We start from the raw sequence: 12745 nt of genomic DNA, 5'->3' as shown, positions 1-12745 counted from the left end.
GATGTGTATAAGAGACAGTTCCTGCCCTTCACGCTCGGCGTGGGGCTCATGTCGAACGTCTTCGGCAGGTTGGCGGACAAGATTGGCGCGCGGGCCATGCTCATCGCGGGACCGGCAGGTGCGGCACTCGCCTATGTCTGGATGGCGCTCGGCCGGGCAGAATCCCTGATGCTCGGCGTGATCGGACCCGTGACCCTGCTGGGCCTGTCCTTCGCTGTGCTCGTGGCACCGCTCACTGCGTCGGTCTTGTCGAGCGTGAATCAGGCCGACGAAGGGCTCGCTTCCGGGATCAACAATGCGGCTAGCCGGATTGCTCAGCTTGCCGGGGTAGCCTTCGCCGCCGGCGTCGCGCCCTTTGCGTCCGGTTACGAAGTCGGCCTCGCCGTAGCCGCCGCGACCTCGATCGCCGGTGCCTTTACAGCTTTGATGACTCTGGCGCCGCGCGCTGCGAAAGCGGGCGTCGCGCTATCTGAACCGGCGAGCGCTGCTGGTAGCGGCTCCCATGGAAGCGAAAGCCGCTCCGGCGACCAGACAAGAGACCGCGCCATGATCTCCGCCCAGGCCGAAGATCAGTGAGACCAGGGCCGAACCAAGTGTGTCCATCCCACGTAGCGAGCCGCAGCATTCATCCCACTTGAAGCGCCACTACGCTCCTTGGGTCCAGCTGTCATCATCGCCGTATTGTAATCGCTCGACGCCGTCTATCAGGATGAAATCTCCGGCACAAACTTTAGGGGGGGCCGCGCCGCGCACTGCGCCCGCCTCTCACGAGTAGTCACCTCCACTCTGCTGACTGAGGTTGCCAAGGTAGTCGCGCTTTCCGATCTTCGCTCCGAGGCGCCGAAGGATCGCGTGCGCAATCGAGATGTGGAAGAAGAAGTCAGGCAGCACCAGATGCCGGATATAGTCGTCGCCGCCGAACCAGCCGCGCGCGATGGGCGGCGTTAGCCCGTATGTGTGGGCCTGCGCGCCGGCAACCTCGTCCGGCTGCACGTTCTGCAGGAAGCGGCGCGTCTCGAGGAGACGCTCCCTCAATGCCGGGTACATCATGGGGATGTCGCGCGGTGCCGGCGCGTCGCGCTGCATCAGTTTCGCCAAGTGGGCGTCGACCTTGTTGCAGCTTACCGAAAACTGTTCTCCGAAAGTCAGCATGTCGGACGCGAGCCGCTCGCCAAGGATACCGCCGGGCTCGATCCCGCGGGCCCGCTCGAGCGCTTGGGCATGGTCGAGATAGTCGGCCATCACGTTCAGTCCGTGCACCATGACGGGGACGGTGATGTCATAGACCGAGAACGACACGTCGAACTCCATGCGCTCGCTTGTACTCTGGACGTCGATCGGGTCCGAAAGGCTGACAGCCGAAACGAATCCTCACCATGAGCACTTCAATTTTTTCAGCTTGCGGCATCAACTTGCGGGATTCGAGAAGCGCCCACGCATTCGGTCGCCTAGCGACGCAGGACCGGATATCCGTTCACGTAGATCCAATCGGTTGTCTGAGCCGGCACGTGGCAGCCCTGGCAATCCGAATGGTAGTCTGTGGAGGTGGTCTTGAGCGGCTTGTCGGCGTCGAACCACGACCATCCCCACCCGTCGCCCCACAACGGGTTGCCGGGGTGCGTTCCCTTGCTGTCTTTCACCATGACGAACCAGCCCTGGAGCTTGTCGGCATGGCTCACCCTGCCGGTTGTCATCTCGTCCGTCGCCGTCGCGAAGACCTCTTTCACCAGAACGGCGCCGTCCGGGAACTGCCCCGTCTTCCGATACGCATCGATCGTTCCCGGGGATGCCCAGACGACATGCATTTCCTTCGAGCCCTGGCCGCTGTCGGCGGCAATTGCCCAGCTGCCGAGCGCCTGGTAGAGCGTTCGGTAGTCCGCCGGCACGCGCAGATGCCCGGTGGCGTCCACGACGTTCGCGGTCGGGCCGGCCGAGGCCGCTCCGTTGATCTGCGCGAGCGCCGCCACGGCGCCGGCCACCAGCGAGACGGCGACGGCCAGACCGACTGTCCTTGATAATTTCATGGGAGCTCTCCTTTTCTGCTCGCGCGCGGTACGGAGACTCGGCGCAGCGTCTTCAATCACTGTTTCATTCGCTGCGGAGCCGACCGCGTGCAGCTCGGCCGACCTGGCGGACCCAAAGATCGGACGCAGCCTATGAAATTAGAAATTCCCTTTGGACATGCTTTCGATAGGCGTGAGGTATCGTTCAAAGGCGCCGCGCGGCATAGGAGGAAATGAACGGGCATTTCGCGATTACCTTTTTCCTGTCGCGCCGCAACGCTTCGAAAACGCCATCCGCCAGCCGCGATCCGTACCCCCGACCGGACAGATCCTGTGGCACTTCCGTGTGGAGGAGAACGACGCGACCGTCTTCGATCTTGTAGTAGGCGACCGCGAGCGCTCCGTCGCCAAGCGGCATTTCAACCGACTCATCGCCGGATTATCCCGGATACTGCTGTCCACCTTCAGCCTCCCTCACCGAGACATGGAGGCGGCGTGGCGCAGCGACGCCAATATCTGCGCCGGCTCGTCCCGTATCGTGAAGTCAGGCTCGACGAACGCACTGCAAATCCGGCCTTCCGAGTCGATCACGTAGGTCGCGGGGATGGGCAGCATCCAGATCGGTGACCCGTGGCGGGCGCCGAAGTCAAAGCCCAACCTGGAATAATGTGCGATGGTATCATCGGGCACCCGGAACAGTACGCCATACGACATGGCGACGCCGTAGTCGACATCGGACAGGACCTTCAGATCCAAACCCAGGCTCCGCTTGAGCTGCCGCGGGAAGTCTTTCGTGTCGGGCGTCACGACTGCGAGGGTCGCGCCGACGCTCTCGAACTCATCCTTCGCAGCCTGGAGGGCGGAGAGCTCAGCGGTGCAGAACGGACACCAGCCGCCGCGGAAGAAACTCAGCACGAGGGGTCCGTCGCGGCGCAATTGCTCGGAGGAGTGGAGACGGCCGTCGGCGTCCGGCAAAAGGAAATCTGGCGCCTCGTCCCCGACCTTCAACGCGCGCGATGCCACGTCGGTATCGCGGAGCCAGCCCACGAGGTGGTTGTAAGACTCCCAATCTGCCGCGCTAAACGTCGACAACAGCTCGGTGCGAATCTGGGCGAGTGTCTTGTCGGCCTGGTTGGTCATCGGCAAGGAGCCGTCAAGCTGAAGATCGGTTGGCTGGAGGCGGCTGGCCGCCGGCGCGGGTGTCGTCGTCATGCGGACGCCCTCGCCATCTCTACGACCGTTTCGTAGGGCACACCCCGGTCGGAGACCTCGAACGACCAGTCGCGAAGCCGCGCGACCTTGACGAAAGCGTCCAGCGCCGGCGAGTAGCGGCGCCCCTGTACTGCCAGCAGCCGCACCTCCCGCAAGACCGGGTCGCCTTCGAGCGGGATGGTTTTGAGCGTCGGAAGGCGCGGCATGTGCTCGGGCGCGAGCATCACGCCGAAGCCCGCAGCCGCCATGTGCTGCAGGTGCAAGTCGTGACCGCTGCAGTGGCCGAAGTGAGGGGGCACCTCCGGAAAATACGACCGCTGGATTTTCGGGGCAACATCGCATTCAGCCCGTTCCAGCAAGACGGTTTCGCGGAGGTCATCGATGCCGATCGACTGACGGTTTGCGAGCCGGTGTGTCGGCGCGAGCACCGCGACGTAGCGTTCCTCGAACAGCGACCAGTCGTCGATACGGTCGGGCACGTCCTGCACATCCCCGACCATAGCCGCGTTGATCTCCCCCGCAAGCAAGAGGTCGACGAGCTTCTCCGCCACGCCCTCGCGCAGTTCGACGTGAAGTCCAGGGACGAACTTTGCGATCTCCGCGATCGGATCGAGGACCAGCGATGCCGAGATAGAGGGGGCGAGGCCGATCTTCAATGGCGCTACGTCCTTGCGTTGGAATTCCTCGGCCCTGCGGCGCACCGCCTCCGCCGAAGCCAGTGTGCGCTCCAGCATCGGAAGGACTTCCTTTCCAAGGTCGGTGAGCTGCGTCAGCTGGCGTTCGCGGTAGATCAGCTGGCCGCCGAGTTCCTGCTCGAGCTTCTGCACTCCCTTGGTCAGGGCCGGCTGCGTGACATTGCACAGCTCGGCCGCGCGGGTGAAGTTGAGTGTGGACGCCACAGCGAGAAAGTAGCGAACTTGATGAAGCTCCATGGATCGTTTCCGTCAAGGTGCGGTTGTCTGTGCTGATGAGCCTTTGCGCTCCGCGACGTGACGAGGCACGCCGCAATCATGGGGCCTAGATGCTACTTGCGTGCCCCCGTTTGAATGACCTGGCTGTTGATTTGGACGCACGGACACGCCTTCAGGAATCTCTGAGAGCCGACATGGTGAAGGGTTGGGTGAACGAGGAAAAGGCTCAATTCGGACGCGTTGCCGTGCGGCGTGCAGTCGACGCCGTTGTAGGCGTCGTGCGTTCGCCCGGATCATCTAACTACGCGGCCGGCCGGCCCTTTCCGGCGCATGGCGTCAGGCGCGGAGCGTCTCACCGCCTTTGGCATCTGCGTAGTATTGAGGCGCTTCGCGGCGGTCGTGTTTCCCGTAGTCGCGCACGATCCGCACTTTCCGGACCCTCGCATTGTCATTCGGTGCGAAAGTGTCCTCGTAGGCCTGCGCCGCAGCGTGGTTCTTCCAGGATATGAGCAGAATCAGATCGCCAGGCGTGAGCATGGCGTCGCAGATGTCCCAGGACGTGCTGTCGGCCGCCCACGGGTTTAGGCCGAGCCACTCGGCGCAGTCATACGGGTTGTCGGTCTGCTTCCACTCCGCGGGGCGCGTCGCGTTGATCAGCGTGACCGTCGTTCCCTCCCCGACTTCGGTCTCGTCGAGCCGCTGCTCCGTGAGGGCGTACCCGGCAGGCACCTGATTGTCACCGGTGATCTGGCCGACGCGGAGGTGATAATCTGCGAAGATTTCGTCCCGGCCCTTCTGCTGGAGCTCGTGATGGCGCATGCGAGTCCGCCAACGGACGAGCGACTTCTCGTCCCGCCAGCTCGAAAGCGAGAGGATCCAGCCCTCGCGGGTCAGGCTCTTGTAGCGGATGTTGTCGACGAAGCCCTCGACTTGCTCCAGTTCGGGGCGCAACATCTTGGCGCTGTCGAGGTAGTCATCCCAACTCCCCTTGTTGGGGAGGAGCTCGAAAATCACTGAAAACATGATCGTATCTCACTCCCAGAGTGCTGCGACATAGTCGATCGTGGTGTTGCGAGCCGGATCAGCGCGGCGCCGTCGAAGCATGGAATTCCACATTGTGAATGGGAAGTGACGTCTCGCCATGAAGTCGATAGCCGCGCGTTATGATGGCCGGAGGTCTGCCGCATCGGACTCGCGCAACCGAGGCCAGCTACTCCGGCAGTGGTTCGGGAGCCTGAGATCAGCCCAGGTCGGTCGGGCGTCGAAGAGTCCGCGCGAACGAGCCCACTCCGGCTAGCCAAGCGTCTTTCAGACAATCCGATAACGGTCGGCTATCGACTCCATGGCGAGAGGTGATTTTCCTTTCGACCATCATGGACTCAGACTTCGACCTACGTCGTCCCTTATGCGGGCCGAAGTCGCAGTTCCGCTGCACGATTGCAAGCCAGGAGGTCCGATATGCAAATCAGAGAGACGATTGGCGTTTCATTATCCGGCCCTGTCGAAGGCCGGCTGCTGGAGGATGTTGTCGTGCTCGCGGACCGCGCCGGCGTCGCGCTCGGAGTGCAGCATGCGTTTAGCGCACGAGTGCGAGACGTTCGCGACGGCGGTAGCGGTCTCATCGCGTCCAGGTACGCGGAGATCCCGCTCGTCGGCCCCAACGGCGAGGTCTCGGGGATTTTGTGCCGCGCCAGCGTGCCGTCTGATGCGCGCGGCGTGGCCACCCCTCGCAGGCGGGATATCGCGAGCATCATGCCCGACGTGGCGCAGTTCCTCGTCCACAACATCGACAACCTCCTCGCCGTGATCGACAGCGGCCTGCGGCTGCTCGAGTGCCAGACCGATGCCGCGCGCCGAAAGGCCATCCTTGCGAAAATGCAGCAGGCGATCGCGCGAGGCGCGATGTCCAGCCGGCAGTTCCTCGATGCCGAGCAAGCAGGCGCCGAGTCGATCGACGGGTTTGTCACAGGCACTCGCCTCGCAACGATCGCAAGTGCGCTTGACTGGACGTTGCCTCTGCACATCACGGTGCGCGCCGAGATCGCCCCTGACCTATGGGCCTTCAATGCCGACCCGGAGGAGCTATACTTCGCCTTGCTGGACCTTTGCCAAGTCTCGGCGGATGCCATGCCGAGAGGCGGCACGATCACCGTCAAGGCGCACAACGTCGAGCCTTCCGCCGATGCGTCCGGGGAATTCGTCGAGATCGTTGCCGCCGACGATGGGGACGGCATGCCTGAGAGGATCCTATCGCAGGCCTTGACCTCGGACTTCACAACAAGGGCCACGGGCCATGGCACCGGCCTTTCCCAGGTCCGGCGCTTCGCTGAAGAACGAGGCGGCGTGGTCTGTACAGAGAGCAAGCGCGGTGCCGGCACACGCATGCGTCTGCTGCTCCCGCGCGCGCACAGAGCCGGGCTCCCCAGCACGATCGTCGGCACGGAGATCGCGTACACGCCCTCCCCTAACGGCGGGATGTTTCACGTTGGTGAATCCCGCGACAGCTTTGGCGCCATCTTGGCCAGCGCGAACACCTGGAGACCGGTTCAGCGAGGGAGCTCATGATCCCCTCCGCCTCGACCATTCGTTCGACCGACAGGGGCTCATCGAAAACACGCAGTGGGGCGCTCGGCGTGCAAGTGTCATAGCTCGCCGGATGAACAGGAGATCTTTCGATGATTCTACCTGCCGGTACGACAGTTGCCGTCGCTGACGGCGAGACGTTTCGCATGTTCCACAATACAGGCGTGAAACCTGGGGTGCACTTGGTCGAGATCACGGCAGCTCCGCCCGCGCACCTCCACGCAGGCTCAGGTGCACGGCACCATACCGGCTCCGCCAACCCCGATGGCAGGCGGTTCATCGAAGAGGACTTTGCAGCGGCAACCGCGGCTTTCCTGAACAAGCTCAGCATGGACGGGACAATAGAGCACTTGGTCGTTGTCTCTGACCCCAGAACCTTGGGGGAGATGCGCAAGCACTTTCACCACGACCTGAGAAGCAAGATCATAGGCGAGCTCGCGAAAGACTTCGGCCGACGTCCGCTCTCAGATATCGCCTCACTGATCGCTGGCGCCTAAGGCACACGACGCCGGAATGCGCTCGCTGGTGAGAAGCATGTGCACTTGTCGGCCTGCTTCGCCATCTCAATCGTCGCCTCCAGCATCTCCTGCGGCATTCTCAACCCAGGCAGAAGGGCTATGCCGAGATCGCAGAACTGTCCGCAACTCCCTTTATCGCGTTACTCGCAGTTCTAATACTGCCGCTTCGACCACAGATGCTGAGAACAGAACGGCGGTGGAAGAACCATCCTCCAAACCAACAGCGAAAAACCACAGCTTGCGCGATGAAATTGGCGCAAGATCGCGGATCCTGTCGGTGGCTTTGCGGTAAACTCAAGCACGGCTTTGCGAATTCCTCCTTCTACTTTCGTCATCTGATGCCACAGCTCGCCGATCGATTTCGGCTGATCGCGCCGGATCTACCCTCGTTCGGCTTCACGCAAATCCCCGCCGAGCGAAACTATCGGCATGACTTCGAATCCCTCTCGCGCACGATCGCAGCGTTCGTCGACGTCTTGGAGCTTACGCGCTACGTGCTCTATGTCTTCGACTACGGTGCACCGGTGGGTTGGGACCTCGCGCTGACATATCCGGAGCGTGTTGCAGGGATCATCAGCCAGAACGGCAACGCGTACGTCGAGGGATTGAGGAAGGAAGCCTGGGATCCGCTGCGAGCCTACTGGGTCAGCCCAAGCCCCGACAAACGGGAGCCCATTCGCTCCCGCATGACGCTCGAGGGGGTCAAGCAAGCTTACTTCCACGGCGTGGCCGATCCATCCATTATTGAGCCGGAGTCCTACACGCTTGATGCGGCGGTTCTGGCCCGCCCCGGAAATGCCGATCTGCAGATCGACCTCAAGCTGGACTATAAGCGCAACATCGAACGCTATCCGCTCTATCAGGCATTCTTCCGTCAGCATCAGCCACGGCTGCTGGCCGCCTGGGGCAGGAACGACCCATTCTTCGCCCCGGAGGGCGCCGAAGCGTTTCGGCGAGACATTCCCGCAGCACGAATTGTCCTTCTGGACACCGGGCACTTTGCGCTTGAGACGGAAGGTCGCACGGTTGCCGAGGAAGTCAGACGCTTCCTGCTCGATTGAATATCGGCAGAGCGCACGAGCAGCGCGATTTCGTATTGTCGATAGGAACGGATGCGCGCCCCGTCGCCTTCGTCAGGATACTCGCGCGGCACGCCGCACGGGGCTTCGTTCGGGCCGCACGGCACTAACAGACGGGCCAGCCTTCGGAATTGAAGGGATGATGATTGCGCGTCAGCGATCACTCTCTTTTTTGGTAGCGAGGACCTACGCCATTGGCACTGATCGTCCGTGGCGCTTCGCACTCTCCAATTGGTTGCGGGTTGATTTGAACCTATCGAGCTAAGCAATTGGATTTGTTGATGCGGCTGCTTAAGACCGAAAAGCAAAAACCCAGCAATCCGTTGAGATTGCTGGGTTTCCATTTTGAACTTTGGTTGCGGGGATAGGATTTGAACCTATGACCTTCAGGTTATGAGCCTGACGAGCTACCGGGCTGCTCCACCCCGCGTTAAACCGTTGCGTGCCTTGCAGAAAGGGTGCCTGAGCCGGCCGGCCAACGCTTTTCAACGGCGCCGATCGATCCGTCCGGGGGCTTCCTGAGAAGGCGACCCGGGCCGAAGCCGTCGGGTGCGGGGCGTATGTATCAACGTGAGCCCGGTTTGGAAAGCCCCGGATGCGGGTTTTTGAGGATTTTGTGACGTCGAAATCGCCGGCTGCCCCGGCAGGATTTACCGCCGGGAACCGGGCCTTGCCAGACCGCGCGCAAAAGCGGAGCTTGGCGCGCAACAAATCCGTCAAGAAAACGTCATCCGAGGGGGAAATGCCATGGACCGGCCATTGAAGAGCCCGGGGCTGCATGCGCTTGAGGAGGCCTTTCTTCGCCAGTTCGAGCTGTCACGCGGCGAGCCGGCGCCGACATTGCAGGCACGGCTCGACCGGCTGCGCCGCCTGCGCGCCGCGCTGACCGAGAATGAGGCGCGATTCGAGGCGGCGATCTCGGCCGATTTCGGCCACCGCTCCACCGTCGAGACGGCGATCGCCGAGACCATGCTGGTGCTCGGCGAGATCAAGCACGCGGCCAGGCACCTCAAGGGCTGGATGGCGCCGCGGAAGGTCCCGACCACGGTGCAGTTCGCGCCGGCCAAGAACCGGCTGATGCCGCAGCCGCTCGGCGTGGTCGGCATCATCGCGCCGTGGAATTATCCGCTGCAGCTGACCCTGGCGCCCGCAGTCGCCGCGATCGCGGCCGGCAACCGCGCCATCATCAAGCCGAGCGAGCTGGTGCCGCGCTTCGCCGAGCTGCTGACCGAGGCGATCGCCAAGAAATTCGACGTCACCGAGCTCGCGGTCACCGATATCGACGACGAAATCGCAAGGGCGTTTGCCGCGCTGCCGTTCGATCATCTGATCTTCACCGGCTCGACCCGCGTCGGCCGGCTGGTGGCCGAAGCCTGTGGCCGCAATTTGACGCCGGTGACGCTCGAGCTCGGCGGCAAATCGCCCGTGATCGTCGACGGCTCCGCCGACATCGATGAAGCCGCGCAGCGCATCGCCTATGGCAAACTGCTCAATGCCGGCCAGACCTGCATCGCGCCCGATTACGCGCTGGTGCCGCAGGCCGCGGTGCAGCCCTTCGCGATGCGGCTGCACGGTCACATGCAGCACATGTTCGGTACCGATCCGAATAACGCCGATTACACGTCGATCGTCTCGGATCGGCACTATGCGCGGCTCGAGGGGCTGGTGTCCGACGCCGCCGCGAAAGGCGCGACCATCATGCAGCCGGCAGCGCCGAACGACCGCGAGTGGAAGGCGAGGCGCAAATTTCCGCCGACCGTAATCGTCGACGCGACGCCGGACATGACGGTGATGCAGGAGGAGATCTTCGGGCCCCTGTTGCCGGTCATCGGCGTGCGCGATGCGGCGGAGGCGATCGCCTTCGTCAACAGGCGCGATCGCCCGCTGGCGCTGTATTGGTTCGGCACCGACAGCGCCGCCCGCGATGCGGTGCTGGCGCGTACGGTGTCCGGCGGCGTCACCGTCAATGACTGCCTGTTCCACTTCGCGCAGGCCTATCAGCCGATGGGCGGCGTCGGCGCCTCCGGCACCGGCGCCTATCACGGCGAGTGGGGATTCAAGACGCTGACCAAGTTCAAGCCGGTGTTCTACCGCTCGCGCTTCAACCGGCTTGCCGATCTCTATCCGCCCTATGGCGCGAAAGTCGCGCGGCTGGAGAGGCTGATGCGGTTGTTGTCGTAAGAATCACGCCGTCATTGCGAGCGTGGCGAAGCAATCCATGGCGCCGCATAACGGATAGATGGATTGCTTCGCTTCGCTCGCAATGACGCAAAACGAAGACCAGGGGGAACATTCGTGACTGACACATTCGATTTTGTGGTGGTGGGCGCAGGCTCCGGCGGCTGCGCGGTGGCGGGACGACTGTCGGAGGATCCGGCGACCTCGGTGGCGCTGCTCGATGCCGGCGGCACCAATGACAATTGGGTCGTCACCACGCCCGGCGCACTGGTGCTGATGGTTGCGGGCACCGTCAACAACTGGGCCTTCAACACCGTGCCGCAAAAGGGGCTCAACGGCCGCATCGGCTATCAGCCGCGCGGCAAGGGGCTCGGCGGCTCCTCGGCGATCAATGCCATGGTCTACATCCGCGGCCATCGCGCCGACTACGACCACTGGGCCGCGCTCGGCAATACCGGCTGGGCGTTCGCCGACGTACTGCCCTATTTCAAGCGCTCGGAAGACAATTCCGATTTCGACGGCGAGTATCACGGCAAGGGCGGCCCGCTCGCCGTCAACAAGCTGCGCTCCGGCAATCCGATCCAGCAGACCTTCCTGCAGGCGGCGCAGGAGGCGCAATTCCGCATCCGCGAGGATTTCAATGCCGAAGACCATGAGGGCCTCGGCATCTACCAGGTGACCCAACGCAACGGCGAGCGCTGGAGCGCGGCCCGCGCCTATGTGCATCCGCATATCGGCAGGCGCGCCAATCTGCGCGTCGAGACCAATGCGCACGCGACGCGCATCCTGTTCGAGGGCAAGCGCGCGGTCGGCGTCGAATACCGGCAGGGCAAGGAGCTGAAGCAACTCCGCGCACGGCGCGAAGTCCTGCTTGCCGCTGGCGCGTTCCAGTCGCCGCAGCTGTTGATGCTGTCGGGCGTCGGCGATGCCGCGGCGCTCGGCAGGCACGGCCTCGCCAGCGTGCATCATCTGCCCGGCGTCGGCCAAAATCTGCAGGACCATCCGGATTTCATCTTCGGCTACATGTCCGACAATCCGAACTTCGCCGGCCTCTCGCTGAAGGGCATGCCGCGGCTCGTCCGCGCCATCATGCAGTATCGACGGGAACGCCGCGGTCCCCTCACCTCGAACTTCGCCGAATGCGGCGGCTTCCTGAAGACGCGGCCCGATCTCGACATCCCCGACATCCAGCTGCATTTCGGCATGGCGATGGTCGACGACCACGGTCGCAAGCGCCACGGCGGCACCGGCTTCTCCTGCCATGTCTGCCTGCTCCGGCCGAAGAGCCGTGGCAGCGTCGCGCTGGCGGGCGGCGACCCTATGCAGGCGCCGCTGATCGACCCGAACTTCCTCGGCGAGGAAGACGATCTCGAATCGATGGTGGCGGGCTACAAGACCACACGGCGGCTGATGGAGGCGCCGGCGCTGCGCGCCCTGCAGCAGAAGGATGTATTCACATCCAACGTGCACACCGACGACGACATCCGCAGCATCCTGCGCGAGCGCGTCGACACGGTCTATCATCCGGTCGGCACCTGCAAGATGGGCACCGGCGATCCGCTTGCGGTGGTCGATCCGAAGCTGCGCGTGCACGGTCTCGAAGGCCTGCGCGTGGTCGACGCCTCGATCATGCCGACCCTGATCGGCGGCAACACCAACGCACCGACCATCATGATCGGCGAGAAGGCGGCGGATATGATCAGGGCGGAAATGCGGGCGGGGTGACCAAATGCGTAGGGTGGGCACGGCGCAAGAGCGCCCTTGCCCGCCCTATGAGGCTGCCGTCGAAGGGCCGCTCGGCCAAAATATCGAAAACAACCCCATGCAAAGTAGCCGGGGGCTGCCGGCTTCGACACGGCGACTTGACTCGTCGGGCAAATCAGCGGTACTCTTCTATTATTCAGAAAATTGCGCAGACGCCGTCAGCTTGCTCCGTGTCATCACCCGCGCATGCGGGTGATCCAGTATTCCAGAGACCGCAGTGCTTGAGCCGAGGGGCCGCGGCGTACTGGATCGCCCGGTCCATGTGCGCAATTGCGCACAGGCCGGGCGATGACGACGGTGGACGAGGATATACGCGGATCCGCTGCAATCGTAGCCCGGATGGAGCGAAGCGAAATCCGGGACCTTGCCCACACGACCCCGGATTTCGCTGCGCTTCATCCGGGCTACGCACCTGAGCCACGCCGTCATTGCGAGGAGCGAAGCGACGAAGCAATCCATAGCCTGTCTCTTATACACATCTGACGCTGCCGACGAAC

At 63.3% G+C, this 12745-nt stretch carries 12 protein-coding genes and 1 tRNA gene; 6 read left to right on the top strand and 7 right to left on the bottom strand.

What is annotated here, in order from left to right; translation table 11 throughout:
- Nucleotides 1–576: MFS transporter (locus tag IF803_RS41320; protein ID WP_461196033.1), on the top strand; the 576-nt coding region annotated here is incomplete at its 5' end.
- A gap of 189 nt (nt 577–765) precedes the next feature.
- On the opposite strand, the gene IF803_RS41315 is transcribed toward IF803_RS41320, so the two are convergent.
- The 6 genes from IF803_RS41315 to IF803_RS41290 all read right to left on the bottom strand — a co-directional run bounded on the left by IF803_RS41315 (nt 766) and on the right by IF803_RS41290 (nt 5149).
- Nucleotides 766–1311, bottom strand: coding sequence for a DUF1993 domain-containing protein (locus tag IF803_RS41315; protein ID WP_051447952.1), 546 nt, complete (start codon nt 1309–1311; stop codon nt 766–768).
- Nucleotides 1312–1448: 137 nt separating this feature from the next.
- Complete coding sequence (locus IF803_RS41310; protein ID WP_028341933.1) at nt 1449–2024, bottom strand: cytochrome P460 family protein; 576 nt, start codon at nt 2022–2024, stop codon at nt 1449–1451.
- Nucleotides 2025–2208: 184 nt separating this feature from the next.
- Nucleotides 2209–2421, bottom strand: coding sequence for a GNAT family N-acetyltransferase (locus tag IF803_RS41305; RefSeq protein WP_304497302.1), 213 nt, complete (start codon nt 2419–2421; stop codon nt 2209–2211).
- Nucleotides 2422–2477: 56 nt separating this feature from the next.
- Entirely contained in the window at nt 2478–3215 is a 738-nt protein-coding gene (locus IF803_RS41300; RefSeq protein WP_461196032.1) for a peroxiredoxin-like family protein, read from the bottom strand.
- Nucleotides 3212–4147: a LysR family transcriptional regulator gene (locus IF803_RS41295; RefSeq protein ID WP_028341931.1), complete on the bottom strand. Its 936-nt coding sequence runs from the start codon at nt 4145–4147 to the stop codon at nt 3212–3214. The genes IF803_RS41300 and IF803_RS41295 overlap by 4 nt, the downstream gene beginning before the upstream one ends.
- Nucleotides 4148–4462: 315 nt before the next feature.
- Entirely contained in the window at nt 4463–5149 is a 687-nt protein-coding gene (locus IF803_RS41290; RefSeq protein WP_028341930.1) for an antibiotic biosynthesis monooxygenase family protein, read from the bottom strand.
- Between the two features lie 435 nt (nt 5150–5584).
- Between IF803_RS41290 and IF803_RS41285 the strand changes: the two genes are divergently transcribed.
- From IF803_RS41285 to IF803_RS41275, 3 genes are all read left to right on the top strand, one after another.
- Nucleotides 5585–6691, top strand: coding sequence for an ATP-binding protein (locus IF803_RS41285; RefSeq protein ID WP_304497304.1), 1107 nt, complete (start codon nt 5585–5587; stop codon nt 6689–6691).
- Between the two features lie 110 nt (nt 6692–6801).
- Entirely contained in the window at nt 6802–7206 is a 405-nt protein-coding gene (locus tag IF803_RS41280) for a baeRF12 domain-containing protein (protein WP_028341929.1), read from the top strand.
- A gap of 266 nt (nt 7207–7472) precedes the next feature.
- Nucleotides 7473–8288 carry an alpha/beta fold hydrolase gene (locus IF803_RS41275; protein ID WP_051447950.1) on the top strand — a complete coding sequence of 272 codons (816 nt, stop codon included), beginning with the start codon at nt 7473–7475 and terminating at the stop codon, nt 8286–8288.
- Between the two features lie 371 nt (nt 8289–8659).
- Here IF803_RS41275 and IF803_RS41270 read toward each other — a convergent pair.
- A tRNA-Met gene (locus IF803_RS41270) sits at nt 8660–8736 on the bottom strand.
- Between the two features lie 317 nt (nt 8737–9053).
- Between IF803_RS41270 and IF803_RS41265 the strand changes: the two genes are divergently transcribed.
- Nucleotides 9054–10487: a coniferyl aldehyde dehydrogenase gene (locus IF803_RS41265; protein ID WP_461196031.1), complete on the top strand. Its 1434-nt coding sequence runs from the start codon at nt 9054–9056 to the stop codon at nt 10485–10487.
- A 114-nt stretch (nt 10488–10601) separates the two neighbouring features.
- Nucleotides 10602–12209 (top strand): GMC family oxidoreductase, encoded by a 1608-nt coding sequence (locus IF803_RS41260; protein WP_461196030.1) that lies wholly within the window; start codon nt 10602–10604, stop codon nt 12207–12209.
- The last annotated feature ends 536 nt before the right edge of the window (nt 12210–12745 follow it).

This window comes from Bradyrhizobium sp. UFLA06-06, assembly GCF_054820065.1.
The sequence above is the reverse complement of the archived record's forward strand: the minus strand, read 5'-3'. Positions and strand labels throughout refer to the sequence as shown.

Excerpts from the sequence above, each read along its gene's own strand:
- IF803_RS41315 (WP_051447952.1), bottom strand. The coding sequence starts at position 1,311 with ATGGAGTTCGACGTGTCGTTCTCGGTCTATGACATCACCGTCCCCGTC.
- IF803_RS41310 (WP_028341933.1), bottom strand. The coding sequence starts at position 2,024 with ATGAAATTATCAAGGACAGTCGGTCTGGCCGTCGCCGTCTCGCTGGTG.
- IF803_RS41305 (WP_304497302.1), bottom strand. The coding sequence starts at position 2,421 with ATGCCGCTTGGCGACGGAGCGCTCGCGGTCGCCTACTACAAGATCGAA.
- IF803_RS41300 (WP_461196032.1), bottom strand. The coding sequence starts at position 3,215 with ATGACGACGACACCCGCGCCGGCGGCCAGCCGCCTCCAGCCAACCGAT.
- IF803_RS41295 (WP_028341931.1), bottom strand. The coding sequence starts at position 4,147 with ATGGAGCTTCATCAAGTTCGCTACTTTCTCGCTGTGGCGTCCACACTC.
- IF803_RS41290 (WP_028341930.1), bottom strand. The coding sequence starts at position 5,149 with ATGTTTTCAGTGATTTTCGAGCTCCTCCCCAACAAGGGGAGTTGGGAT.
- IF803_RS41285 (WP_304497304.1), top strand. The coding sequence starts at position 5,585 with ATGCAAATCAGAGAGACGATTGGCGTTTCATTATCCGGCCCTGTCGAA.
- IF803_RS41280 (WP_028341929.1), top strand. The coding sequence starts at position 6,802 with ATGATTCTACCTGCCGGTACGACAGTTGCCGTCGCTGACGGCGAGACG.
- IF803_RS41275 (WP_051447950.1), top strand. The coding sequence starts at position 7,473 with ATGAAATTGGCGCAAGATCGCGGATCCTGTCGGTGGCTTTGCGGTAAA.
- IF803_RS41265 (WP_461196031.1), top strand. The coding sequence starts at position 9,054 with ATGGACCGGCCATTGAAGAGCCCGGGGCTGCATGCGCTTGAGGAGGCC.